Raw genomic sequence first — 24249 nt, forward strand, 5'->3', positions numbered from 1 at the left:
CAGGGGAAAGCCATGGCAGAGGCGTACGCGTTACCGCAACCTGGAAAGCATCTGCGACGGATCGCTGTCCTCGCCGTCGGGCTTGCTCTGAGCGCCTGTTCGACGCTCGTCCCGCGCGGCGCGCCGCCGGGTGAGGCGCCGCCGCCCGCCACCCGCCCCGATACCGGCCCCGCCCCGGTCGGTCCGGGCCTGCCCCAGGATCAGGCACGTCACCGCGTCGCGCTGCTCGTGCCGCTGACGGGTCCCAATGCCCGCGTCGGCCAGAGCCTGGCCAACGCAACCCAGCTCGCGCTGCTCGACACGCGCAGCGAGGTCGTGCGCATCACCACCTACGACACGGCGCGCGGCGCCGCGGCTGCGGCGCAGGCGGCGATTCGTGACGGCAACCGCCTGATCCTCGGCCCGCTGCTGGCCGAGGACGTGCGCGCGGTGGCGCCGATCGCGCGTCGCGCCGACGTGCCCGTCATCAGCTTCTCGAACGACACCGGCGTTGCCGGCGGCGGCGTCTTCATCATGGGCTACACCCCCGCCCAGTCGATCGAGCGCGTCGTCGACCATGCGCGGCGCAGCGGGGTCAGCGACTTCGCCGGCCTCGTGCCCACCGGCCTTTATGGCGAGCGCGCCTCGACCAGCTTCCTGCGCGCGGTGGAAGCCGCGGGCGGCCGTGTCGTCGCGCTCCAGACCTTCGACCGGGCGCCGCGCGCCGTCGCGTCGGCGGTCGGCCGGCTCACCGTCCCGTATGATGCGGTGCTGATCGCAGACGGCGCGCAGACCGCAGCGGGCGCAGTGCCCGTGATCCGCCGCAGCGCCGCGGGCAAGGCCGCACGCGTGCTCGGGACCGAACTCTGGAACAGCGATTCGAACGTCGGTGCAAATGCCGCGCTGTCGGGCGCGTGGTACGCCAGCGTCGCGAACAACCTCTACACGCAATATGCGGGCAAGTACCGCGCGCGCTTCAACGCCGCCCCCTATCGGCTGTCGTCGATGGGCTATGACGCGGTGCTGCTGACCGTGCGCATCGCCCGCGACTGGCGCGTCGGCTCGCCGTTCCCCGCCAGCCGCCTGTCCGATCGTGACGGGTTTGCTGGGCTCGACGGCGCCTTCCGCTTCGGCCGCGACGGCATCGCCGAACGCGCGCTGGAAGTGAAGGAAGTACGCGGCGGCACGACGGTGACGGTCAGCCCGGCACCCAAGAGCTTTCGATAGAGGATCGTCACTCCGGACTTGATCTTGGGTCCCGCTGCCTTCGCCGAAGAAAAAAGCGGGACCCTAGGTCGAGCCTGGGGTGACGAGAAACAGGTACTCACGCTTCCGAGGGAGTACGGTTCAGTCTCGCGCTTCCTGCATCACCTTCGCCGTCAGCGCCTGAAGCTGCTCCGGCGTATCGATATCGACCAGTTCCGCCGGGCTCGTCACGACATGCCGCCCGCCCATGACGAGCCGGCGCGCGCCCTCGTCCCCGGTCAGCGCCTCGAGGAAATCGAAATGCGCGGCGCCGAACAGCGCCGGCGGGGTCGGGTGCTCGCCATTGCTCGACGCAACTACCGCATCGTCGCCGGTCGCCGTCTCCAGCAGGCGATAAATGTGCGCCGCCGTCACCCGCGGCATGTCGGCGAGCGCGATCAGCACCGCCTTCGCCCCGCTCTCCCGCACCGCCGCGAGGCACAGGCCGAGCGAGCGGCCCTGCCCGTCCTCTGGCCGCGGGTTCTGGACGACGCGATAGCCGCGCGCGCCGTAATCGAGGGTCGTGCCCGACACGACCGCGATCCGCGCGCGGAACGGCACCGCCGCCAGCGCTGTCACGACATGCATCCCCACCGGCTCGGCCAGATAAGGCTGCTCCAACTTGTCGAGGTCGCCGAACCGATCCGACCGGCCCGCCGCGAGCAGGACGAGCGCGGTATCCTCCGCCGCGATCATGCCTCGTCCCCGCGCCACGCCTGCACCATCGCCGCGGCGATCGACAGCGCGATCTCCGCCGGCCCGACCGCACCAATCGACAGGCCCGCCGGCCCGTCGATCCGATCAAGATCCGTTGCCGCGACGCCCGCCGCGGCCAGCCGCTCGCGCCGCGCCGCGTGGCTGCGCTTGCTGCCCAGCGCCGCCACGTATCCGGTCGGCCGCGCCAGCGCCGCCGCGAGCGCCGGATCGTCGATCTTGGGATCGTGGCTCAGCGTTACCACCGCGCTCGTCCGGCCGGGGGCCAGCGCCTCGATCGCCTCGTCGGGCCAGCGGTCGTCGAGCGCGACACCGGGAAACCGCTCCGCCGTCAGGAAGCGTTCGCGCGGATCGACGACGATCGTCTCGATCCCCAGCGGCCGGGCAAGGCCCACTAGCGCCTGTGCGATCTGCACCGCGCCGACGATGATGAGGCGGCGGGCCGGATCGTAGCGGTTGACGAACGCCGCGCCCTCCACGGGCCGCAGCGACGAATGCCCGCTGTCGAGGTCGGTGGAGACCAGCGTGCTCTCCCCCTTCCCCCGCGCCTCGGCGATGCGATCGAACAATTCGGGGTCGAAGCCGTGCGCCGCGACCGGCTGGACCAGCACCGCGATTTCGCCGCCGCAGGGGAGGCCCACTTCCCACGCCGCCGCATCGGCGACGCCATAGCGTTTCAGCACCGCGGGCGCGCCGCCGATCACGTCGGCGGCGGTCGCCAGAATGTCGTTCTCGACACAGCCGCCCGACACCGATCCCTCGAACCGCCCATCAGCGTGGACGAGCATGTGGCTTCCCCGCGGGCGCGGCGCCGAGCCCCAGGTCGACACCACTGTCGCGAGTGCCATCGGCGACCCCGCCCATTCGCGCGCCTTGTCGAGCACGCCGTCGTTATCGCTCACCTGTCACCTCACCGTCATGCGCCGACCACATAGGCATCGCGGCCCGTGCTTGCTAACCCCGGGCGCATGAAGAGGCAGAATGTTGATCCTGACGATCCTCGCCCTCGCGGCTGCAGCCCCCATGTCTGACCGTCCGATCGTCATCGCCCACCGCGGCGCATCGGGCGAACGGCCCGAGCACACGCTGGCATCGTACGAGCGCGCGATCGAGGTCGGTGCCGACTTCATCGAACCCGACCTCGTGTTGACCAAGGACGACGTTTTCGTCGCCCGTCACGAGAACGACATCACCGACACCACCGACGTCGCCGCGCACCCGGAGTTCGCCGCCCGCCGCACCGTCAAGACGATCGACGGCGAACGCCACGACGGCTGGTTCACGGAGGATTTCACGCTCGCCGAGTTGAAGACGCTGCGCGCCAAGGAGCGCCTGCCGAAGCTGCGCCCGCAGAACACCGCCTATGACGGCACGTTCGAGGTGCCGACGCTGGCCGAGATCATCGCCCTCGCCAAGCGCCGGTCGAAGGAGACGGGGCGGACGATCGGGATCTATCCCGAAACCAAGCACCCGACCTATTTCGCCTCGATCGGCAAGTCGATGGAGCGGCGGCTGGTCGATCAGCTGCACACCGCCGGCTGGGACTCGGCAACTGCGCCGGTGTTCATCCAATCGTTCGAGGTGAACAACCTCAAGGCGCTGCGAAAGATGACGCGCCTCCGCCTGATCCAGCTCATGTCGAGCGACGGCGGTCCAGCCGACGGGGCGGAGCCGAGCTACGCAGCGATGCGCACGGCGGACGGGCTCGCCGCGATCGCCGCCTATGCCGACGGGATCGGGCCGGAGAAGACACTGGTCGTCGGCAACGACGGCAAAGGAACGACGCTCGTCGCCGACGCGCACCGCGCGGGGCTAAAGGTCCATCCCTGGACGATGCGCGCCGAAAACGTCTTCCTGCCGCCCGCCGATCGTGTCGGCACTGATCCCGCCGCGCACGGGCGGCTGCTGAGCGAGATCACGCGCCAGCTCGCCACCGGCGTCGATGGCTTTTTCACCGACTTCCCCTATGATGGCGTCGCGGCGCGCGATGCGTTCGCGGGGACGGGGAAGTAGTTGATATGCGTATCGGAATGGTGCTGGCGGCCCTCACGCTGCCGCTGCTGAGCGGCGGGTGCATTGCGAAGACCGCGTGGGACGTGGCGACGCTGCCGGTCAAGGCGACGGGCCAGGTCGTCGACTGGACCACCACCAGCCAGGAAGAGGCCGACCGCAACTACGGCCGCAAGATGCGCAAGAAGGAAGCCGCTGAGGGTCGCCGCTTGCGCGAGGAAGAACGACGGCGGAAGCGCGAGGAGCGCGAGGACGATTGACCTCTCGTCATCCCGGACTTGATCCGGGATCCCGCTTCTTCTCCTAAGCCGGTTCAACGGTGGCGGGACCCCGGATCAAGTCCGGGGTGACCAGGTGTTGTCAAAGCCCACCCGCCCCGATAACCCGCCCCCTCGATGCCACCGTCAGACCACCGCCCCGCCACGCTGCTCCCCGGCGGCGCCGTGTTTCCGCACCGGCACCTGACCGGCATCGCCGGGCTCCAGCCGCACGAAATCACCTTTCTCCTCGACGAAGCCGAACAATGGGTCGAGGCGAACCGCAATCGCGCGAAGTCCGACCGGCGGCTTGACGGCGTGACGCAAATCAACGCCTTTTTCGAGAACTCGACGCGCACGCTTCTGTCGTTCGAGATCGCGGGCAAGCGCCTCGGCGCCGACGTCGTCAACATGACCGTTGCCGCCTCCAGCGTAAAGAAGGGCGAGACGCTGATCGACACCGCGGTCACGCTCAATGCGATGCGCGCCGACGTGATCGTCATCCGCCACATGGCCTCGGGCGCGGTCGGACTGATCGCCGACAAGGTCGACTGCCCGGTGCTCAACGCCGGCGACGGCGCGCACGAGCATCCGACGCAGGCGCTGCTCGACGCGCTCACCATCCGGCGGCGGCGCGGCAACATTCAGGGGCAGCGCGTCGTCATCTGCGGCGACATCCTGCACAGCCGCGTCGCCCGATCGAACATCCTCGCGCTCACCGCCCTCGCCGCGGATGTGCGCGTCGTCGCCCCCACCACGCTCATGCCCCCGGCGATCGAGGCGATGCACGTGACGCCGTTCACCGACTTCGATGCCGCGCTGGAGGGCGCGGACGTGGTGATGATGCTCCGCCTTCAGAACGAGCGGATGTCGGGCGCCTATATCCCCTCGACCCGCGAATATCACCGCCGCTACGGCCTGACGCCCGAGCGGCTGGCGCGCGCTCAGCCCGATGCGCTGGTCATGCACCCCGGCCCGATGAACCGCGGGGTCGAGATCACCTCGTCGGTCGCGGACCTGCCCGGCCGATCGGCGATCACCGAGCAGGTCGAGATGGGGGTGGCGGTCCGCATGGCCTGTCTCGACGTGTTGACGCGAAGGTCGCGCGGGGTGGAGGGCTGGGCATGAAGACGCTCTACCGCAATGCCCGCCTCGTCTGTCCCGCAACCGGCGAGCGCGACGGCAGCCTCCTGGTCGAGGGCGACCGCATCGCCGCGACCGGCGTGGTCGAGGCGCCCGCGGATGCCGCGATCGTCGACTGCCGCGGCAAGTGGCTTGCGCCCGCGATCGTCGACCTGGGTGTATTCGCGGTCGACAAGGCGGCGTGCATCGCCGGCGGCATCGCGCGCGTCGGCCTGATGCCCGACCAGTCGCCGATCCTCGACGATCCCGGCATCGTCCAGCGCGCGGCAGCCAGCGGCAAGCCCGAACTGTGGGTCCACCCCATCGCCGCGGCGACGCGCGAGTTGAAGGGCATCGACCTCGCCGAAATGGCGATCAATGCAGAGGCAGGCGCGCGCGGCGTCGCCACCGGCCGCGGGTGGATCGCCGATTCGGGGGTCATGGCCCGCGTCCTTGGCTATGCTCGCGATCTCGGCCTCGCCGTCATCGCCCACGCCGAGGATAGCGGCCTCGCCGCCAACACCGTCGCCACCGCGGGCGAGACGGCGACCCGCCTCGGCCTCCCCGCCGCGCCCGCGGTCGCGGAGGCGCTGGCGATCGCCCGTGACCTGATGCTCGCCGAGCAATCGGGTGCACGCATCCATTTCCGGCAGGTGACGACCGCGGCGGGCTTCGACCTCATTCGCCGGGCCAAGGCGCGCGGGATCGCCGTCACCTGCGGCATCACGCCCGCGCATCTGCTGCTCTCCGACAAGGCGGTCAGCGACTTCCGCACCTTCACCCGCCTGTCGCCACCGCTCCGCGACGAGAGTGACCGCGTGGCGGCACTTACTGCGCTCGCGGACGGCACGATCAACGTCCTGTGCTCCGGTCACGATCCGCGCGGGCCGGAGGAGAAGCGCCTGCCCTTCGTCGATGCAGCCCCCGGCATGTCGGGGGCCGAGACGCTGCTCGCCCTGTCGCTCACCGCCGCGCGCTCGGCCGATCTGTCGCTGGCACAAGTGTTCGATCGCCTGTCGCGTCAGCCCGCAAAGCTGATGGGGCTCGACTGCGGCACGCTGGAAGCCGGCATGGCCGCCGACCTCGTCCTCTTCGATGCCAATTCGCCGTGGCAGATCGTCGCCGACGCGATGGTCGCGCGTGCGGGCAACACGCCTTTCGACGGCCTGCCGGTCGAGGGCCGCGTCCTGCAAACGATCAAGGGCGGCGTCCGGCTTACCGCCTGACGCCGCCCCCGCTCTCCAAACTCGAAATGCTTAGCGCGAGGCCATCATCGGCCCGCGCGCCCAGCTTGCGGTCTGCTCGCCGAGCGCGGTGCGCACGAAGCAGCGGCCACCCTTGGCGCGCACGGTCGCGCAGAGCGAAACCGCCTCGCCGCGCGAATAGCCGCCGACCGACAGGCGATAATAGTTCGCCGATCCGACGCTGGCCGACATGCCGCGCGGGATCTGGTTGCTCAGCGCCGGGACGCGGCGGCTGATCCGGCCCCACGCGTCACGCGCGACGCCCGCATTCTCGAACGCGCCGAGCTGGACGACGTAATTCCCCTTCGCCGCGATCCGCGGGGCGGCGTGCATCGGCGCCGCGGCCATGCGAACCGGTGCGGCGACGAGCGACGCCGGGATCGCCTGAACGATCTCCCGCCGCTCGGCAAAGACGATCGCCGCGGCGCGCGGCACCTCGGCGGTCGCCACGACCGGCTTGGGCTCGGGCGCGGGCGCCTCGGACTCGAGCGCCGGGGCATAGGCCGCGATCGGCGTCGGCACCGATGCCATCGCCACCGCCTCGTTCCGGTCGCGCAGCGCGAGCTGGACGGGCATGCCGCCATCCTCGACCGCGGTCACGCCGAGCAGCGAGGCCACCTGGTCCGACGCGCGCGAGGGGCGCGCGAACTGCGCCCATTGCATGATCCGCTGGTCCGCCTCGGCCGGCGACAGGTCGATGCCCGCGATCGTGCGCGCTTCCTGCCACTTGCCGGCGAGCGCCAGCGAGAGGGCGAGGTTCTGGCGCACCTTCGACGTCGCAGCTGGATCGCGTGCCGCCTCGCCCAGCACCGCGACCGCGCCCATCGGGTCGCCCGCCAGTGCGATCGCGAGGCCGCGATCGGCGGGCTGCATGTCGCCGCCGTGGTCGTCGATCAGCTTGCGCGCGGCCTGCCAGTCGCCCAGCGCGATCTTGCTGAGCGCGAGGTTGAGGGCGATGCGCCCGTCCTTGCCGTCGAGCTTCAGCGCGTCCTCGAACGCCTGCGCGGCCGAGGCGAAGCGGCCGGCACCCAGATAGGTCCGGCCGAGCAGCGTGCGATGTTCGGCGCTGTCGGGCACCAGCAACACCGCCTGTTCGGCGCGGCCGATCGCCTCGTCATGCTTGCCGGCCTTCATCGCCTTCTCGGCGAGCCTGGCCTGCTTTCCTGCAGCGCGCATCTGCGCCTCTAGGTCGCGATTGCCCGCGACCGCCGCGGCCGACTGTAGCGCCACGCCGCCAACGGCGATCCCGCCGATCGCGGTCACTGCCGCCATTCCAAGCCCGATCCGCTTGCCCCAATGCATCGTCCGTCCCCCGGTTCAGCGATTGCCGTCGTCGGGACGGATCTGCGCGGCAAGCACTTCCACCCCGGCGAGGTTGTTCAGATAATTGTCGAGCGCCTCGGTCACGATCAGCTGCGCCGAACGGCCCTCGACCGCGGTGGCGAGGCGAAGTTTCAGGTGTCGCTCGGGATCGAGGCGAAGCGTGAAGGCAGCCCGGCCACGACGCGTCGAAACGGCGGCGCTCAGGCGGGTGAAATCGACCGGCACCGGCTCGGACGCAGGCTCCACCGCCGCGACTTCGCGCGAAAGCGCCTCGCGCTGCGCGATGACGGCAGGCTCGGGGGCCGTGGCCGGCACCGGCATTTCGGGCGTCAGCGGGGCGACCTCGGCCGGCGCCGGCGCCGACGCCTCGCCCGTGTCGTTCCAGCCGAGATCCTCGAGCGGCGAGGTCAGGCCGACGAACCCCTGCGGGCGCATGGCGGGCCGCGCCTGTCCCTTGCGGGCCAGCAGCCCCGAGGAGAGAGAAGCGAGCGGTTTTGGCGTGCCGAACATGCCCATCGCCTCAGCTCACCACGCGGCGGCCGAAGCCGCCCATGGGCCGCGCGGCAAAGCCAGCGCCATTGATCGCAGGCGCCGAAAAGACCGTCCGGCGAAAATTCTTCTCCAGCCGGTCGGAGACATAGGTCCAGAGCGCCTCGACCTCTGCGGCCGACTTGCTGCGCGCATCGACTTCCATCACCGTGCGGCCGTCGATCATCGACGCGGCGAAATCGGTGCGGTGGTGGATCGTGATCGGCGCTACGGTGCCGTGCTGCGACAGCGCGACCGCGGCCTCGCTGGTGATCCGCGCCTTGGGCGTGGCCGCGTTTACGACGAAGATCAGCGGCTTGCCCGCCCGGTCGCACAGATCGACGGTGGCGCCGACGGCGCGAAGGTCGTGCGGGCTCGGCCGGGTCGGGATGACGATCAGTTCGGCGACCTGAATGACGCTCTGGATCGCCATCGTGATGGCGGGGGGCGTGTCGATGACGGCCAGCTTGAAGCCCTGCTGGCGCAGCACCTCCAGATCGGCGGCCAGACGCGCGACCGTAGTCTGGGCAAAGGCCGGATACTCCGCCTCGCGCTCGTTCCACCAGTCGGCAAGGCTGCCCTGCGGGTCGATGTCGATCAGCACGACCGGGCCGGCGCCAGCGCGCTGCGCCTGCACCGCCAGATGCCCCGACAGCGTGGTCTTGCCCGAGCCGCCTTTCTGCGACGCCATCGCCAGAACGCGCATGTGATCCCCTGAATAGCCCACCACTTCAGCGTCATGGATGCCACCGGATCGGATAAGGAGTGGTTAACGCCCCGGATGACGGCGGCGAGACAGGGTTAAAGATGCGGAAAGCTTTGCAGGCGATGGCTTATCGACGTTATTTAGGATCGTTCAGGGTTGGGGTTCGTCGTCATGCGCAAACCGTTGTTCGTTGCCGCTCTTCTGTTCGCGCCGCTCGTCGCCGCCGCGCCGATCCAGCAATCGGCCCCCGCCAACGTCGTGAAGTCGGGCGTCGATGCCTGGGCGCGCGGCGAATACAAGAAGGCGGTCGAGCTGTGGCGGGCGCCCGCGGTCGCCGGTGATGCCGACGCGCAGTTCAACCTGGGTCAGGCGTACAAGCTCGGCCGCGGCGTCCCCACCGATCTTGGCCTGGCCGAGGAATGGTATCGCAAGGCGGCGGTACAAGGTCACCGCCAGGCGGAGGACAATTACGGCCTCGCCCTGTTTCAGAACAACAAGCGGTCCGAAGCGGTGAAATGGCTGGAAAAGTCGGTCGCGCGCGGCGAACCGCGCGCGCAGTTCGTGCTCGGCACGATGCTGTTCAACGGCGACGTGGTGCAAAAGGACTGGGTGCGCGCCTATGCGCTGATGGTGCGCGCCAATTCGACCGGCCTGCCCCAGGCGGGCAATACGCTGGCACAGATGGACCGCTATATCGGGTTGCAGGAGCGGCAGCAGGGCCTCGCGCTCGCGCGGCAGCTGGAAAGCGGCACCGCGGTGGCGAGCGGCCCCGCCGCCGGCACGGTCGCGAGCGCCGAGGTGCCGCCCCCCGCCCCGCGTCCCGCAGCGGTTCAACCACAGCCGCGCCCGACGCCGCGTGTTCCCGCCCCTGCGCCGAAGCCCGTCCCCGCGCTGACGCCGGTTGCCGCGAGGCCGGCACCGAAGCCCACCGCCGCGGCGCCTGCTCGCAAGGACGGCGGTTGGCGCGTCCAGCTCGGCGCGTTCCGCGATGCCGGCAACGCTCGCGACCAGTGGGGAAAGGCGGCAGGCAGCCTACCCGGTGCGCAGCCCTATTACGTCAAGGCAGGGGCCGTGACGCGCCTCCTTGCCGGCCCCTATGGCTCCAGCGCCGAGGCGGCAAAGGCCTGTGCCGCAGTCAAGCGCGCCGGCATCGCCTGTCTGCCGACGCGGGGCTGACCGCGTACTCCCGCGAAAGCGGAAGTCTAGGGCCACAAGCGGCATCCTGTTTGGTTCTGGGCTCCCGCTTTCGCGGGAGCACGGCTTAGCCTTGTACCCAATCCGCCCGCGCGATTCCCTGCGCATAGAGCAGCGCGGTGAGGTCGCCGTAATCGACCCGCGCGCCCGCCGCCGCCGCGACGATCGGCTTGGCGTGATAGGCGACGCCCAGCCCCGCCGCGCGGATCATCGGCAGGTCGTTGGCGCCGTCGCCCACCGCCAGCGTCTGCGACAGGTCGAGGCCAAGTTCGGCCGCGACTCCGCGCAGCGTCGTCTCTTTCGTCGCCGAATCGACAATCGGCTTCGCGACTGCGCCGGTCAGCGCGCCGTCCTCGATCAGCAGCCGGTTGGCGATCACCCGGTCGAAGCCGATCTCGGCCCCGACCGGCTCGGCAAACCGCGTGAAACCGCCGGAGACGAGCACTGCCGTCGCGCCCCGCGCCCGCATCGTGCCGATCAGCGTCCGAGCACCCGACATCAGCGTCACCCGCTCCGCCAGGCAACGGTCGATCGCGCTTTCCTCCAGCCCCTTGAGCAGCGCGACTCGCGCATCGAGCGCCGCGGCGAAGTCGAGCTCGCCGCGCATCGCTCGCTCGGTCACTTCGGCAATCTGCGGCTTGAGCCCGGCATAGTCGGCCAACTCGTCGATGCATTCGACGGGGATCATCGTCGAATCCATGTCGGCGACGATCAGCCGCTTTGCGCGGTTCGCGGCAGGCTGGACGAAGACGTCGACGCCCTCAAACACGCCCTCAAGCGCGCCACGCGCAGCGTTGATATCGCCAGCAAACGGAATGTCGGCGGCGATTCCGTCGTCGAGCCACACGGCGTCCGCCCCCGCCAGCCCCAGGTCGTCAAGGCGCGCCAGCGCGGCCAGGAGCATGTCGCTGTTCAGCCCGTTGCCGATCAGCGTTGCAACTGCGTCCATTCCCATCCCCGTTCGTGTCGACCTTGTCGAAGCACCGGCCTTTCTTCAGAGGAAGTAAAGACGGCCCTTCGACAAGCGAGGGGCGAGCGGTGAAGACGATGACCGATAATCCCAAGCTCGCGCTCATTGCAGGCCCCACCGCCAGCGGCAAGTCCGCGCTGGCGATCGCGCTGGCGCAGCGGACCGGCGGCACGGTCATCAACGCCGATTCGGCGCAGGTCTATCGCGACCTGCGCATCCTCTCCGCCCGCCCCTCGACCGAGGAAGAAGCGAGCGTGCCGCACCGCCTGTTCGGCTATATCGACGGCGCGCAAAGTTGCTCCGCCGCGCAGTGGGCGGCCGATGCGCGGGCGGAGATCGCGGCGGCGCACGCGGCGGGGTCGCTGCCGATCCTGGTCGGCGGCACCGGGCTCTATCTCCGCACGCTCCTCGACGGCATCGCGCCCGTCCCTGCGATCGACCAGGCGATCCGCGAGGCCGTCCGCGCGCTGCCCGTGGCGGAGGCGCACGCCGCCCTGTCCCGCGAGGATCCCGACGCCGCCCGCCGGCTCGCCCCCGCTGACACCACCCGCGTTGCCCGCGCGCTGGAAGTGGTGCGCTCGACCGGCCGGGCGTTGAAGGCGTGGCAGGCCGCGCGCGAGGGTGGGATCGCCGATCACGTGACGCTCGCCCCGCTGATCCTGCTGCCCGACCGCGAATGGCTGTTCGCGCGCTGTGACGCGCGCCTCGCGGCGATGTTCGACGAGGGCGGGATCGAGGAGGTCCGCGCGCTCCTTGCCCGGACCGAGGTTCCGAACGACGCCCCCGTCCGCCGCGCGATCGGCGTACCCGAGATTGCAGCGATGCTCGCGGGCCAGATCGACCGCGAGGAAGCCCTCGATCACGCACGCCTGTCGACCCGCCGATATGCCAAGCGCCAGTACACCTGGTTCCGCAACCAGCCACCCGCCGACTGGCCGCGCGAAACCAACACGCCACCCACCGAATTGTTAGATTATTTCTCTTTTGCGGGTTGACGTGTATTTTTCATGCGGGTAGCAGCGCCGCTCCCGCAGTGCTATCGCAGCGCAGCAGAGACGGAGACGTATCGTGACCGAGAAAAGTGGAGCCGATATCCTTGTCGAGGCGCTGACCGACCTCGGCGTGGAAGTCGTCTTCGGCTATCCGGGCGGCGCGGTGCTTCCCATCTATGATGCGCTGTTCAAGAACGGGAAGGCCCGCGGCGACCGCGCGATCCGCCACATCCTCGTCCGCCACGAACAGGCGGCGACCCACGCGGCGGAGGGCTATGCCCGCTCGACGGGCAAGCCCGGCGTGGTGCTCGTCACCAGCGGCCCCGGCGCGACCAATGCCGTCACCGGCATCACCGACGCGCTGATGGATTCGATCCCGATGGTCGTCATCACCGGCCAGGTGCCGACGACGCTGATCGGCTCGGACGCGTTCCAGGAGGCCGATACCGTCGGCATCACTCGCCACTGCACCAAGCACAACTACCTGGTGAAGGACCCCGCCCGCCTGGGTGACGTGGTGCACGAGGCGTTCCACATCGCCACGTCCGGCCGTCCCGGCCCGGTGGTGATCGACATTCCCAAGGACGTGCAGGTCGCGACCGCGAAGTATCGCAAGCCCGGCCCGATCCAGCACAAGACCTATCGCCCGCAGGTGAAGGCCGAACGCTCGCTGATCGAGGCGGCGGTGGACATGCTGGCGGCGGCAGAGCGCCCGGTCCTCTACACCGGCGGCGGCATCATCAATGCGGGCCCCGCAGCGTCGCAGATGTTGCGCGAGCTGGCCCGCATCACCGGCGCACCCGTCACCTCGACGCTGATGGGCCTCGGCGCCCTGCCCGCCACCAGCCCGCAATGGCTGGGGATGCTGGGGATGCACGGCACGTACGAGGCCAATCACGCGATGCACCAAGCCGATCTGGTGGTGGCGATCGGCGCGCGCTTCGACGACCGCGTGACGGGGCGTCTCGACGCCTTCGCGCCGAACAGCCGCAAGATCCACATCGACATCGACCGGTCGAGCATCAACAAGATCGTCCGCGTCGACCTGTCGATCGTCGCCGATGCCGGCCGCGCGATGGAGGACATGGTGCATGTCTGGAAGTCACGTCAGTATCCAAAGCCCGACCTGTCAGAATGGTGGCGGCGGATCGACGGCTGGCGCGCGGTCCGCTGCCTCGACTTCCCCGAGAGCGGCACCGAGATCATGCCACAGCGGGCGATCCGCGCACTCTATGAGGCGACCAAGGCCAAGGCCCCGATCATCACGACCGAGGTGGGCCAGCACCAGATGTGGGCCGCTCAGCATTTCGGGTTCGAGGCGCCGAACAAGTGGCTGACCAGCGGCGGTCTTGGCACGATGGGCTATGGCCTGCCCGCCGCAATCGGCGCGCAGATCGGTAACCCACAAGCGCTCGTCATCGACATCGCTGGCGAAGCCTCGATCCAGATGAACATCCAGGAGCTGGCGACCGCGACGCAGTACCGCCTCCCGGTCAAGATCTTCATCCTCAACAACGAATATATGGGGATGGTCCGCCAGTGGCAGGAGCTGACTTACGAGAGCCGCTATGCGGAGAGCTATTCGGACAGCCTGCCCGACTTCGTGAAGCTGGGCGAGGCGTACGGGTGGAAGGGCATCCGCATCGAGCGGCCCGACCAGCTGGATGCCGGGATCGCCGAGATGCTGGCGCATGACGGCCCGGTGATCGTCGACTGCATGGTGGCAAAGCTCGCCAACTGCTTCCCGATGATCCCGAGCGGCGCCGCGCACACCGACATGATCCTCCAGGCCAACGAAGTGTCGGGGACGATGGACGACGAGGCCAAGGCGCTGGTCTGACCGCGCCCGTCCCGCCGCCCGCTCGATAACAGGGAGATCCCGGCCTGACCGGGATGACGAACGAACATGCACATCCGCGAAGAACAACGCGAACGCCATACGCTGGCGGTTCTGGTCGATAACGAACCCGGCATCCTGGCCCGCATCGCCGGGCTGTTCTCGGGCCGCGGCTACAATATCGAGAGCCTGACCGTCACCGACGTGTCGGAGGACGAGAGCGTCAGCCGCATCACCATCGTCACCTCCGCCAGCCCGGCGACGCTGGAACAGGTGATCGCCCAGCTCGACCGCCTCGTGCCCGTGCACAAGGTGGTCGACCTGACCGCCGCCGGCCCGCATGTCGAGCGCGAGCTGGCACTGGTGAAGGTCAAGGGCACCGGCGACCACCGGATCGAGGCACTGCGCCTCGCCGACGTCTATCGCGCGCGCGTCGTCGATGCGACGACGACGAGCTTCGTCTTCGAAGTGACCGGCGGCACCGACAAGATCGACAAGTTCGTGGAGCTGATGCGCGAAGTCGGCCTGATCGAGGTCGCGCGCACCGGCATCGTCGCCATCGCCCGCGGGACCGAGGCGGCCTGAACCTACACCATTCAACGTCACCCCGGACTTGATCCGGGGTCCCGCTTCACCTCGCAGCGGGCAGACAGAAAGCGGGACCCCGGGCTCCACGTCCGGGGTGACGGAAGGGAGACTATCTTATCATGCGTGTCTATTACGATCGCGACGCCGACCTGAACCTGGTCACGGGCAAGAAGATCGCCATCCTCGGCTACGGGTCGCAGGGGCATGCCCATGCGCAGAACCTGCGCGATTCGGGCGTTGCGGAGGTCGCGATCGCGCTGCGTCCCGGCTCCGCCTCGGCGGCGAAGGCAGAGGCGGCGGGCTTCAAGGTGCTGCCGAACAAGGAAGCGGCGCAGTGGGCCGACATTCTGATGATCCTCGCCCCCGACGAGCATCAGGCGGCGATCTGGGAGAACGACCTCAAGGGCAATATGCGCCCCGGCAGCGCGCTCGCCTTTGCGCATGGCCTCAACATCCACTTCGGGCTGATCGAGGCACCCGCCGATATCGACGTCATCATGATCGCGCCCAAGGGGCCGGGCCATACTGTCCGATCCGAATATCTGCGCGGCGGCGGCGTCCCCTGCCTGATCGCGATCCATCAGGATGCCAGCGGCAACGCGCATGATGTGGCGCTCGCCTATGCCAGCGGCGTCGGTGGCGGCCGGTCGGGCATCATCGAGACCAACTTCCGTGAGGAATGCGAGACCGACCTGTTCGGCGAGCAGGCCGTCCTGTGCGGCGGCACGACTGCGCTCGTCCAGGCCGGGTTCGAGACGCTGGTCGAGGCGGGCTACGCCCCCGAAATGGCCTATTTCGAGTGCCTGCACGAACTCAAGCTGATCGTCGACCTGATGTACGAGGGCGGCATTGCGAACATGCGCTACTCGATCTCGAACACCGCCGAATTCGGCGACATCAAGACCGGCCCGCGCATCATCACCGAAGAGACGAAGAAGGAAATGAAGCGCGTCCTCGCCGACATCCAGTCGGGCCGCTTCGTGCGCGACTTCGTCCTCGACAACCGCGCCGGCCAGCCCGAGCTCAAGGCGAGCCGCGGTGCGGCCAAGCGCCACCAGATCGAGCAGGTCGGCAGCGAACTGCGCGCGATGATGCCGTGGATCGGCGCCAATAAGCTCGTTGACCAGACGAAGAACTAAGGTACGCGCGGGAACGATGCGTTTCGGAAACGCATCGTTCCCGTCCCCGGCATTTGACTTCCTACGCCCCCGCGACGACCTTCGCCGCGTCCACAAAAGGGGAAGTCCAATGCGCAAGACGCTCGCCATTCTCGCCATCGCCGTTGCCGCGCCGCTAGCCGCGCAATCGGCCGCACCGCAGCTGCCGGGGGTCAAGGATGCCGCCCGCGTGACCGCCGGCACGTACAAGACCGATCCCAACCACTCGCTCATCAAGTGGGAAGTCAACCACTTCGGCTTCAACGATTATTTCGGCCTGTTCGGCGACGTCGCTGGCACGCTGGTGCTCGACCCGAAGAACCCCGCCGCGGCCAAGCTCGATGTGACGATCCCGGTGTCGAAGGTCGTGACGGCCAGCCCCGGCCTCACCGCCCATCTGCTGCGTGAGGGCAAGGACGGCGGCAAGCCCGATTTCTTCGGCCCCAGCCCTGCCGACGCGCGCTACGTCTCGCAGCACATCGTCGTGAAAGGCACCAACGCCACGATCCACGGCAACCTGACGCTCAACGGCGTCACCAAGCCCGTGACCGTCGAGGCGCAGTTCATCGGCGCCGGCGCCAATCCAATGAGCAAGAAGCAGACCGTCGGCTTCCACGGGATGGCGAAGATCAAGCGCAGCGAGTTCGGCGTGATGGCCGCGCTGCCCGTCGTGTCGGACGAGGTCAACCTCGACATCACCGTCGCTTTCGAAAAGCAGTAATCCCGGTGTGCGCCGCGCCGGCTCAGGCCGCGCGGCGCGCCTCGACGAACCCGGCAAAGGTCGCGCGGACCGCGGCCGAGGCCCCCGATGCCAGCGCATCGACCCGCGCGAGCAGGGCGTCGGCGTCATGGCCGGGTTCGGCATGTGCCATTTCCCATGCGCCGAACTCTCGCTCGGCGATCTCGCGCCGCGACAGCACGACGACGGCGCGGTGGCGCGGATCGGCCTTGATCCGCTCGAACGTCGCCATCACGTCGCGCTCGTCGCCCTCCAGCACCTGAAGGAAGCGGCGGCTGTCGGCGTAGAGCATGCCCGTCAGGCCCGCGATGCGATTGTTCCGGCGCGACACGGCCAGGATTTCGCGCACGTCGATGGTCCGCCCGCTGGCGACGCTACTCACATAAACCAATTGAAACATCGCCATCTTCTCTCGCTCACGCCCCCCGACGCGAAATTCTGGCTAATCGCAAAACCTTACCGAATAGTGGGCGCGGGCAATTGTCGGCGTACTGGACGCGGGACAGGCACCGTGGCATGGCAGCGCCATGTTCGCGCGCCGCGCCCTCATCCTGCGACTTATCCGCCCTTAGGGGCGTCGGCGTTTTCGCGCGCCCCTAAGGGTGACTTCGGCCTTATTTTCCCCTTGGCGGCGCACGGGCGACAGGCCCGGCCCGCGCGCGTGAGAGACGAACCGATGCTGCGCGATCCTTCCTCGAAATACCGACCTTTCCCGCCCGTCGCCCTGCCCGACCGGCAATGGCCGTCTAGGACGATCGAGCGTGCGCCGATCTGGCTGTCGACCGACATGCGCGACGGTAATCAGGCGCTGATCGACCCGATGGATGCCGAAAAGAAGCACCGCTTCTTCGACCTGCTGGTCGAGGTAGGGCTGAAGGAGATCGAGGTCGGCTTCCCCTCGGCCGGCGCGACCGAGTTCGACTTCATCTCGGGTCTCGTCCGCTCGGGCCGCGTGCCCGACGACGTGACGGTGCAGGTCCTCACGCAATCGCGCCGTGACCTCATCGAAAAGAGCTTCGAGAGCCTCGAGGGCGCGCGCACCGCGATCGTCCACCTCTACAACGCCGTCAGCCCCGCGTGGCGCAAGATCGTCTTCGGCATGAGCCGGGACGAGGTGCGCGGGATCGCGATCACCGGTGCCAAGCTGCTGCGCGACGAGGCGGGCAAGCGCCCCGACACGCACTGGCGGTTCGAATACAGCCCGGAGACCTTCTCGACCGCCGAACTCGATTTCAGCCTCGAGGTTTGCGCCGCGGTAATGGACGTGCTGCGCCCCACGCCCGAAGACCCGATCATCTTCAACCTGCCCGCGACGGTCGAGGCAGCGACGCCAAACATCTATGCTGACCAGATCGAGTATTTCTGTCGCAACGTGCCGAACCGCGACGCTGTGATCGTGTCCCTGCACACCCACAACGATCGCGGCACCGGCGTCGCTGCGTCCGAACTCGGCCTGCTGGCGGGCGCCGACCGGGTCGAAGGCTGCCTGTTCGGCAATGGCGAGCGGACGGGCAATGTCGATCTCGTGACGCTGGGCCTCAACCTCTATACGCAAGGGGTCGATCCGGGCCTCGACTTTTCCGACATCGACCGGGTCATCAAGACGGTCGAATATTGCAACGCGCTCCCGGTGCACCCGCGCCACCCTTATGCCGGCGAGCTGGTCTTCACCGCTTTTTCGGGCAGCCATCAGGACGCGATCAAGAAGGGCTTCGCAGCACAGGCAGCGCGCAACGACGAATTGTGGGAGGTGCCCTACCTCCCCATCGACCCCGCCGATCTCGGCCGCAGCTACGAAGCGGTGATCCGCGTCAACTCGCAATCGGGCAAGGGCGGCGTCGCCTGGGTGATCGAGCAGGACAAGGGGCTGAAGCTGCCCAAGCGGCTTCAGGCCGATTTCAGCCGCCACGTGCAGGCGCTGGCGGACGCCACCAGCCGCGAACTCGACGCCGCCGATATCTGGGGGGCGTTCGAGACTGCCTATCGCCTGACCGGCGAGCAGCACTTCACGCTTCAGGCCTATGAGGAGACGCGCGGCGCCAACGGCGACCGGATCTTCGCCGGGCATGTCGATGCCGGCGGTGAAGCACGGTCGATCAGCGGACGCGGCAACGGCCTTATTTCCAGCGTGCTCGACGCGCTGGGCGGCGGCCTCGGTATCGCGCTCGAGGTCGTGGATTACAGCGAACACGCGATCGGCACCGGCTCCGACGCGCGCGCGGCGGCCTATGTCGAATGTCGCGACGCTGAGGGGCGGACGCACTGGGGCATCGGCATCGACGAGGACGTCGCCACCGCCAGCGTGCGTGCGGTGCTCTCTGCGGCGAACGCGGCGAGAAGCTAGCAAGCACAGCATCCTCCCCATCGGAGGGGGAGGATACAGAGACTTGGCGGCGTGCCGCCTAGTCGGAGTTGGAGAGGGGGAGCGACCGCTGTGCGGTCGCGGGGGGGGGGGGGGGGGGCGCGGGGCGGGGGGGGGGGGGCGGGGGGCGGGGGGGGGGGGCGGGGCGGGGCGCCCGCCGACGGGGGGTGGGGGGGGTTTTGTTTGTTTGTTGTGTTTGGCCCCCTGGGGTGGGGTTGTATACTTCGTGTGGGGGGGGTCCCGCCTTGTGGTTTTTGGTGGGGGGGCGCGCCCGCTGTGGGGCCCCGCGGCGCTGAGGCGCCGCTCACCCTCTCCAAGCTGCGCTAGCCGCTAGAGCGGCAAGCTACGCTATCCTCCCCCTTCAAGGGGAGGATCGAAGGCTCACCCCTTCGCAATCAGCGCCAGCACTTCCTTGCGGCTGCGCTCGTCGTCGCGGAACACGCCCATCATCCGGCTGGTCGTCATCGTCACGCCGGGCGTGCGCACCCCGCGCGACGTCATGCAGCCGTGCGTCGCCTCGATCACCACCGCGACGCCGCGTGGGCGAAGGTGCTTCCAGATGCAGTCCGCGACCTCTGCGGTCAGCCGCTCCTGCACCTGAAGCCGGCGGGCGAAGCCGTGCAGCACGCGCGCCAGCTTCGAGATGCCGACGACATGGTCCTTGGGCAGATAGGCGATGTGTGCGCGACCGATGATCGGCGCCATATGATGCTCGCAATGCGACTGGAACGGAATGTCGCGAAGGAGGACGATGTCGTCGTAGCCACCGACCTCCTCGAACACGCGTTCCAGATGATGGCCCGGATCGTCGGCATAGCCCGCGCAATATTCGCGCCACGCCTTGGCGACGCGCCGCGGCGTGTCGACCAGCCCCTCTCGCGTGGGGTCGTCGCCGGCCCAGTGGATCAGCGTACGAATCGCCTCGGCGACATGGTCGGGCACTTCAACTTCCGGCGGACCGGCAACTAGGTCGCCGTCTTCGGCGTCGTCGTGTTCGTGAATCATGGGACGGTCCTTTAGGCGGCGGACGTCGCAAACGCTACGGCAAGCATGGTCACGGCGGCGCACAGGCCGGACCCGATTTTCGAAAACCGCTCGAAAGCTGCGGAAACAACATGATGCGCCATTGACCAGCGCGAAATCGGCGCATTACGCTATCGCCACAATATGGACGAAGAACCGATCGGCCAAAGCCGGGGGTCGCGATTCAAGAGGGGATGATGATGAAGGCTCGTTTGCTCGCCGCCACTGCGCTTGCGCTGCTGCCCGCCCTGCCCGCGATGGCGCAGACCACCCAGTCGAGCGACCGCGCCGCCAGCGACGCCACCGGCGCCGCGTCCGTGGACCAGACGAACGCCGACGATTACCAATCCGCCAACGACATCGTCATCACCGCGACACGCCGGAACGAAACGGTGCAGGACGTGCCCATCGCCGTCACCGCGGTCGGCAGCGAGCTGCTCGACAATGCCGGCGTCACCGATATTCGCGGGCTGGAGCAACTCGCGCCGTCGCTCCAGACCTCGACCGGCCAGTCGTCGGCGACGGGCAGCACGATCTACATCCGCGGCATCACCACGGGCGGCGACAATCCAGGGTTCGAGCCGGCGGTCGGCGTGTTCATCGACGGCGTGTTCCGCGCCCGCGCCGGCATTGCCGTCGCCGAGCTGCCGGAGCTCGAACGGGTCGAGATCCTGCGCGGGCCGCAGGGGACGCTGTTCGGCCGCAACACCTCTGCCGGCGCGCTCAGCATCTTCACCGCGCAGCCGCAGTTCGACCTCAAGGGCTATGTCGAGGGCAGCTACGGCAACTACAACGCCTATGAGGTCAAGGGCGGGCTGACCGGCCCGGTCTCCGACAAGATCGCGCTGCGCCTCGACGGCGGCTATCGCAAGCGCGACGGCTATATCAAGGACGCCAACAGCGACCGCTCGATCAACGACATCAACCGCTGGTACGCGCGCGGTCAGGCGCTGTTCGACGGCGGCGCGACGACGTTCCGCCTGATCGGCGACTATTACGAGACCGACGAGAATTGCTGCGGCGCGGTCAGCGTGGTCCGCGGCGCGACCGCTCCGGCGATCCAGGCGATCGCCGCCGCTCGCGGCCGCGTTGGCCTCTATACCGGCGCGCCCTCGGACCGCATCCAGGCGATCAGCCCCAACCGCGACTATTCGGAGCGGGTGCGCGACTGGGGCGTCTCGGGCGAGCTCAATACCGAGATCGGCGACGCCAAGTTCACCTCGATCACCGCGTACCGCCAGTGGCGCGCGCTGCGCAATCAGGACATCGACTTCTCCGGCATCGACCGCGCGTATCGCGACGGATACCGCACTCAGCTCAAGGACTTCACGCAGGAAGTCCGGCTTCAGGGATCGGCGTTTGGCGGCAAACTCGACTGGCTGATCGGAGGCTTTTACCTTAACGAATCGAACAAGCTGCGCGACACGGTGCGCGTCGGCGACGACGCCAACCTCTATGTCGACACGCTGCTTGGCGGGGCGCTCGCCGCGCCGCCCGCGCAGGGCGGCATCGGCCGGCGCGCGCAGTTCTTCGGCACCTCGCCCGTCCCGACGTTCCAGCAGCTCGCCGTCGCGCTACAGGGTGGCCCCGCCCTCCCGCAGGGGACGGTGCCGCTGTTCAGCCAGCTTCTCCTCTTCCAGAGCCCGCAGCTCCTTCAGGCCGCGCTCGCGAACCCCGCGCTGCTTGCCTATTTCAACACGCCGCTGACCGGCAACGCCTCGGGCCAGGGCAACAACGACGACAATTTCGAGGTGAAGACCAACGCCTTCGCGATCTTCACGCACAACATCATAAACGTGACGGACAAGCTGTCGCTGACGCTCGGTGCGCGCTACAATTACGAGAAGAAGGACCTCACCGCCTCGATCAACAACAACATCGCGGCGTGCGGGCTCTATTCCTCGAACGATCCGCGCGCGGTGACGCTGCGCAACGCGATCCGCAGTGCCAGCCCGACCCTGTTCACCAACCTGTTCCTCCTGAGCTGCAATCCGGCGGTGAACCCCGAGTTCAACGGCAACTACACCGACGACCGTTCGGAGAGCCGCGTCACCGGCACCGCCAAGATCGCCTACAAGTTCAGCCGCGACGTGCTGGGCTATGCCAGCTACGACCGCGGTTACAAATCGGGCGGCTATAACCTCGACCAGGCGACGTTCGATTCGGTCACGCTCGGCGGCAACGGCGCGCAGGGCTCTGACCTTGGCTTCGGCGGCGAGACGGTCGATGCGTTCGAAATCGGCCTTAAGACTCAGCTGACGCGCAAGTTCACGTTCAACATCGCCGGCTTCTACCAGAAGTTCTACGACCTTCAGTCGCTTGTGTTCGCCGGCAACAACTTCGTCGTGCAGAACGTGCCCAAGACGATCAGCAAGGGCGTCGAGGTCGAATCGATCATCCAGCCCGTCCGCGAACTCGTGATGCGGCTCGGCTACAGCTATATCGACGCGGCCTATTCGAGCAGCAACGACTTCACCGGCACCCCGCTTCAGGGCCAGGAAGGACTTCAGGTCCAGAACCAGCCCAAGCATACCGTCAGCATCGCGACGACGTGGACGCCGAAGCTCACCGATCGCCTCAACGCGCTGTTCCATGTCGACATGCGCTACAACAGCGAGGTCAGCATCCCGTCCGGCCCGCCTAACCCCGTGACCGGCCGCACCGCGCTCTATAATCAGGGCTATCCGCTGATCTCAGCGCGCGTCGGCGTCCAGACGGAGGACCGGTCGAAGAGCCTCGAGGCCTTCGTCGAGAATCTGACCAACCAGTTCTACTACATCACCGGCTTTGCGGTGCCCGAGCAGACGGGCACCTATGCCGGCTATCCGGGTATGCCGCGCTTCTACGGCGTGCGGGCGCGCGTCGGCTTCTGAGGCGAAGCTGTTGCGTCCGGGCAACAACGTCGCGGCGACGGGGGCTTTGACCGCCCTCGCTGCGTCGAAAACCGCTTGATCTTGGGTGAATAGCCCGGAACAGTCGCAGGCGTGACGACCGCAGTGTCGCGGGACGTAGCGTGAATAAGGGGGGCGTATGGCCAAGGAAACGACTGCATCGAAGGGCGGAGCGCGTGGCGGGATCGCGGCGCCGGTGACGCCTTCGCCCGAACTCGCCGAGATCGTCGGCAAGGGCCCGCTGCCGCGCAGCGAGGTCGTCAGCAAGGTTTGGGAATACATCAAGAAGCACGACCTTCAGAACCCGAAGGACAAGCGCGAAATCCTCGCCGACGACAAGCTCGAAAAGATCTTCGGCAAGAAGTCGGCCAGCATGTTCGAGATGAACAAGCACCTGAGCGCGCACCTCAAGGCCTGATCGCCCCACGCGAGCTTCGAACGGCCCGGCGGTCCCCTGACCGCCGGGCCGTCTTGCGTCCGGGGCCCGCCGCCCCGATGTCGGGGGCGTGCCCAGCCTGCCCCGCCCCCTTGCCGACGCCGCCCGTACCGCCCTGATCGGCCGTGTCCGTGCGACGTTCAACGACCAGTCGCGCGGCGAAGCGCCGGTGATGCGCAGCGACGATGCGCTGTTTCCCGGCGACAGCGTGATCGCCCGCGTCCACGGCGACGTGACGACGATGATGGTTGGCGGGATCGCCGCGCTGTTGATGCAGATGCTGCATCCGGCGGTGCTGGCGGGCGTGTGGGACCATTCGAACTTTCGCACCGACATGCTCGGCCGCCTGCGCCGCACCGCGCGTTTCATCGCCATCACCACCTATGCTGATGCCGCTTCCGCTGAGGCGGCGATCGACCGGGTGCGGCGCATCCATGCCAAGGTTTCGGGGACACTGCCCGACAGCACGCCGTATCGCGCCGACGATCCCGCCAGCCTCGCCTGGGTCCATGCATGCGAGGCGCTGTGCTTCCTCGACGCGTGGATCGCGCACGGCGAGCCGGACATGAGCATCGCCGATCAGGAGCGATATTTCGAAGAAGCGGCGGTCGTTCCCCGCGCGCTCGGCGCCGATCCCGTGCCGACGACCCGCGCGGGGATGCTGGCTTTCGTTAACGACATGCGCCCGGCCCTGCGCGTCGACCACCGCACACGCGACGTCGCCCGCCGCGTGATCGAGGCACCGTCCCGCACGCTCGCCGAACGCCCGGTCCAGCGCCTGGCGGTACAGGCAGGCATCGACCTGTTGCCAGACTGGGCACGTGCGATGCACGGTCTTCGCCGCTCCGGTATTGCACGCCCAGTTGTTGCCGGTGGGATCGATGCCGTGGCAGGGGCACTGCGCTGGGCATTTCGCACGCGAACTGCCTGAA

The 24249-nt window shown here is 68.4% G+C and carries 23 protein-coding genes; 15 read left to right on the forward strand and 8 right to left on the reverse strand.

Translation table 11 applies throughout. The features are described 5' to 3' along the window. Nucleotides 1–12: 12 nt before the first annotated feature. Complete coding sequence (locus tag FHR19_RS10920; RefSeq protein ID WP_184028168.1) at nt 13–1206, forward strand: penicillin-binding protein activator; 1194 nt, start codon at nt 13–15, stop codon at nt 1204–1206. A gap of 120 nt (nt 1207–1326) precedes the next feature. Here FHR19_RS10920 and FHR19_RS10925 read toward each other — a convergent pair whose 3' ends face one another. Both FHR19_RS10925 and FHR19_RS10930 read right to left on the reverse strand, forming a co-directional pair. Further along, nucleotides 1327–1938: a nucleotidyltransferase family protein gene (locus tag FHR19_RS10925; protein WP_343053243.1), complete on the reverse strand. Its 612-nt coding sequence runs from the start codon at nt 1936–1938 to the stop codon at nt 1327–1329. Then, complete coding sequence (locus FHR19_RS10930; protein ID WP_184028171.1) at nt 1917–2840, reverse strand: XdhC family protein; 924 nt, start codon at nt 2838–2840, stop codon at nt 1917–1919. The genes FHR19_RS10925 and FHR19_RS10930 overlap by 22 nt, the downstream gene beginning before the upstream one ends. 79 nt (nt 2841–2919) lie before the next feature. On the opposite strand from FHR19_RS10930, the gene FHR19_RS10935 reads away from it, so the two are divergent. The 4 genes from FHR19_RS10935 (at nt 2920) to FHR19_RS10950 (ending at nt 6553) form a co-directional block, all read left to right on the forward strand. After that, nucleotides 2920–3951 (forward strand): glycerophosphodiester phosphodiesterase, encoded by a 1032-nt coding sequence (locus FHR19_RS10935; protein ID WP_184028174.1) that lies wholly within the window; start codon nt 2920–2922, stop codon nt 3949–3951. A 5-nt stretch (nt 3952–3956) separates the two neighbouring features. After that, nucleotides 3957–4208, forward strand: coding sequence for a hypothetical protein (locus FHR19_RS10940; protein WP_184028176.1), 252 nt, complete (start codon nt 3957–3959; stop codon nt 4206–4208). Between the two features lie 135 nt (nt 4209–4343). Continuing rightward, the gene (locus tag FHR19_RS10945) at nt 4344–5333 is read left to right on the forward strand and encodes an aspartate carbamoyltransferase catalytic subunit (protein WP_184028178.1); all 990 of its coding nucleotides are present in this window, start codon (nt 4344–4346) and stop codon (nt 5331–5333) included. After that, on the forward strand, nt 5330–6553 hold the full coding sequence (locus tag FHR19_RS10950) for an amidohydrolase family protein (RefSeq protein ID WP_184028180.1): 1224 nt from the start codon (nt 5330–5332) through the stop codon (nt 6551–6553). Before FHR19_RS10945 ends, FHR19_RS10950 begins: the two co-directional genes overlap by 4 nt. A 30-nt stretch (nt 6554–6583) precedes the next feature. On the opposite strand, the gene FHR19_RS10955 is transcribed toward FHR19_RS10950, so the two are convergent. The 3 genes from FHR19_RS10955 to FHR19_RS10965 are packed head-to-tail and all read right to left on the reverse strand — an operon-like array spanning nt 6584 to nt 9128. After that, nucleotides 6584–7873 carry an SPOR domain-containing protein gene (locus tag FHR19_RS10955; RefSeq protein WP_184028182.1) on the reverse strand — a complete coding sequence of 430 codons (1290 nt, stop codon included), beginning with the start codon at nt 7871–7873 and terminating at the stop codon, nt 6584–6586. 15 nt (nt 7874–7888) lie between these two features. Beyond that, entirely contained in the window at nt 7889–8410 is a 522-nt protein-coding gene (locus FHR19_RS10960; RefSeq protein ID WP_184028185.1) for a hypothetical protein, read from the reverse strand. Between the two features lie 4 nt (nt 8411–8414). Further along, nucleotides 8415–9128: a ParA family protein gene (locus FHR19_RS10965; RefSeq protein ID WP_184028188.1), complete on the reverse strand. Its 714-nt coding sequence runs from the start codon at nt 9126–9128 to the stop codon at nt 8415–8417. 171 nt (nt 9129–9299) lie between these two features. Here FHR19_RS10965 and FHR19_RS10970 point away from each other — a divergent pair, with 171 nt between their 5' ends. Then, entirely contained in the window at nt 9300–10304 is a 1005-nt protein-coding gene (locus FHR19_RS10970; protein ID WP_184028191.1) for an SPOR domain-containing protein, read from the forward strand. 85 nt (nt 10305–10389) lie between these two features. Here the strand turns inward: FHR19_RS10970 and serB are convergent, their stop codons facing one another. Next, on the reverse strand, nt 10390–11271 hold the full coding sequence (serB, locus tag FHR19_RS10975; RefSeq protein ID WP_184028194.1) for a phosphoserine phosphatase SerB: 882 nt from the start codon (nt 11269–11271) through the stop codon (nt 10390–10392). Between the two features lie 98 nt (nt 11272–11369). Between serB and miaA the strand changes: the two genes are divergently transcribed. The 5 genes from miaA (at nt 11370) to FHR19_RS11000 (ending at nt 16587) form a co-directional block, all read left to right on the forward strand. Further along, complete coding sequence (gene miaA / locus FHR19_RS10980; protein ID WP_184028196.1) at nt 11370–12287, forward strand: tRNA (adenosine(37)-N6)-dimethylallyltransferase MiaA; 918 nt, start codon at nt 11370–11372, stop codon at nt 12285–12287. Between the two features lie 73 nt (nt 12288–12360). Beyond that, entirely contained in the window at nt 12361–14124 is a 1764-nt protein-coding gene (locus tag FHR19_RS10985; RefSeq protein WP_184028198.1) for an acetolactate synthase 3 large subunit, read from the forward strand. A 66-nt stretch (nt 14125–14190) separates the two neighbouring features. Next, nucleotides 14191–14706: an acetolactate synthase small subunit gene (gene ilvN, locus FHR19_RS10990; protein WP_096341543.1), complete on the forward strand. Its 516-nt coding sequence runs from the start codon at nt 14191–14193 to the stop codon at nt 14704–14706. A gap of 122 nt (nt 14707–14828) precedes the next feature. Beyond that, nucleotides 14829–15848 carry a ketol-acid reductoisomerase gene (gene ilvC, locus FHR19_RS10995; protein WP_184028200.1) on the forward strand — a complete coding sequence of 340 codons (1020 nt, stop codon included), beginning with the start codon at nt 14829–14831 and terminating at the stop codon, nt 15846–15848. A gap of 109 nt (nt 15849–15957) precedes the next feature. Further along, nucleotides 15958–16587: a YceI family protein gene (locus tag FHR19_RS11000; protein WP_184028202.1), complete on the forward strand. Its 630-nt coding sequence runs from the start codon at nt 15958–15960 to the stop codon at nt 16585–16587. A gap of 22 nt (nt 16588–16609) precedes the next feature. Here FHR19_RS11000 and FHR19_RS11005 read toward each other — a convergent pair whose 3' ends face one another. Continuing rightward, complete coding sequence (locus FHR19_RS11005) at nt 16610–17005, reverse strand: BLUF domain-containing protein (protein WP_184028204.1); 396 nt, start codon at nt 17003–17005, stop codon at nt 16610–16612. 276 nt (nt 17006–17281) lie between these two features. Here FHR19_RS11005 and leuA point away from each other — a divergent pair, with 276 nt between their 5' ends. Beyond that, nucleotides 17282–18949, forward strand: a complete 1668-nt coding sequence (gene leuA / locus FHR19_RS11010; RefSeq protein ID WP_184028207.1) for a 2-isopropylmalate synthase — start codon at nt 17282–17284, stop codon at nt 18947–18949. A 399-nt stretch (nt 18950–19348) separates the two neighbouring features. On the opposite strand, the gene folE is transcribed toward leuA, so the two are convergent. After that, on the reverse strand, nt 19349–19972 hold the full coding sequence (gene folE / locus FHR19_RS11015) for a GTP cyclohydrolase I FolE (RefSeq protein WP_184028209.1): 624 nt from the start codon (nt 19970–19972) through the stop codon (nt 19349–19351). A gap of 218 nt (nt 19973–20190) precedes the next feature. On the opposite strand from folE, the gene FHR19_RS11020 reads away from it, so the two are divergent. The 3 genes from FHR19_RS11020 (at nt 20191) to FHR19_RS11030 (ending at nt 24248) form a co-directional block, all read left to right on the forward strand. Next, on the forward strand, nt 20191–22863 hold the full coding sequence (locus FHR19_RS11020) for a TonB-dependent receptor (protein WP_246359470.1): 2673 nt from the start codon (nt 20191–20193) through the stop codon (nt 22861–22863). Nucleotides 22864–23020: 157 nt separating this feature from the next. After that, nucleotides 23021–23299 carry an SWIB/MDM2 domain-containing protein gene (locus FHR19_RS11025; protein WP_184028211.1) on the forward strand — a complete coding sequence of 93 codons (279 nt, stop codon included), beginning with the start codon at nt 23021–23023 and terminating at the stop codon, nt 23297–23299. 97 nt (nt 23300–23396) lie between these two features. Further along, nucleotides 23397–24248 carry an oxygenase MpaB family protein gene (locus FHR19_RS11030; RefSeq protein ID WP_246359499.1) on the forward strand — a complete coding sequence of 284 codons (852 nt, stop codon included), beginning with the start codon at nt 23397–23399 and terminating at the stop codon, nt 24246–24248. Nucleotide 24249: the final 1 nt, after the last annotated feature.

The organism is Sphingomonas yantingensis, assembly GCF_014199325.1.
GTDB lineage: Bacteria > Pseudomonadota > Alphaproteobacteria > Sphingomonadales > Sphingomonadaceae > Sphingomonas > Sphingomonas yantingensis.